The organism is Spiroplasma sp. hy2 (assembly GCF_044714365.1).
Lineage (GTDB): Bacteria > Bacillota_I > Bacilli_A > Mycoplasmatales > Mycoplasmataceae > Spiroplasma > Spiroplasma phoeniceum.
Genome location: NZ_RXFZ02000297.1, coordinates 1 through 774, shown reverse-complemented (window position 1 = coordinate 774; position 774 = coordinate 1). Strand labels below are relative to the sequence as shown.

The 774-nt window shown below is 29.8% G+C and carries 1 protein-coding gene; it reads left to right on the top strand.

Going from position 1 to position 774, the window contains the following annotated elements:
* Positions 1-101 precede the first annotated feature (101 nt).
* On the top strand, positions 102-530 hold the full coding sequence (locus EHV01_RS06180) for a hypothetical protein (RefSeq protein WP_422066696.1): 429 nt from the start codon (positions 102-104) through the stop codon (positions 528-530).
* Positions 531-774 lie beyond the last annotated feature (244 nt).

The following is a 774-nucleotide window of genomic DNA, read 5'->3' as shown; positions in this document are numbered from 1 at the left end:
TAATCAAATTTATCAAATTTCATAATTTTAGATTCCTATAATTTCTATTTTAAATATATTTTATAGGAATTTTAAAATAACTAGGTTATGCAAGAAGTCTAATGAATGCTTTGGGAAGTGCTATTAAAAATATTCAATCTTTTCTTACCAATGGTTTTAGTAATATTTTCACAAGACAAATTAGTACTATAACCAAAACTGCTGATTCAATGGAGTTAACATCATTATTGTCATCATCAACAGGTGAATTAACAGCTGTTGAAACTTTAACAGCAGAAATAGAAACCGAGGGAGTAGTGACTGCACTTGGTGAAGGGACTATGCTTGGAGCAGAAGCGGCAGCAACTGCGCTTGGAGAGGGAACAATACTGGGGACAGAAGCAGCAGTTAGTGCTAGTTTAGCACCAGAAACATTAGGACTTTCAATTGTTATTGGTGGCTTAATAATGGCTGGAACATCTTTAAACTTAATATATTTTATTGCTAATTTAACCTTTAAAACGCGTCATAATAGTCATTTTTCAAGATAAAATTTTGTAAATAATTCATAATTTTGCTTGCATATATTATATATAATTATATATACTGAAGGTAAATCTTGATAAAGAATTTCAATAAATAGTTTCAAGATAAGAAAAGGAGAAAAACAGTAATGAAAAAATTGCTAAGTTTATTAAGCGTATTAGCAATTAGTGGAAGTGCAGTACCAACAACAATTGCCGCCAGCCCTTATCAAAAAAAACAAAGTATAAGAGTAAAAAGAGAAACAAAAAT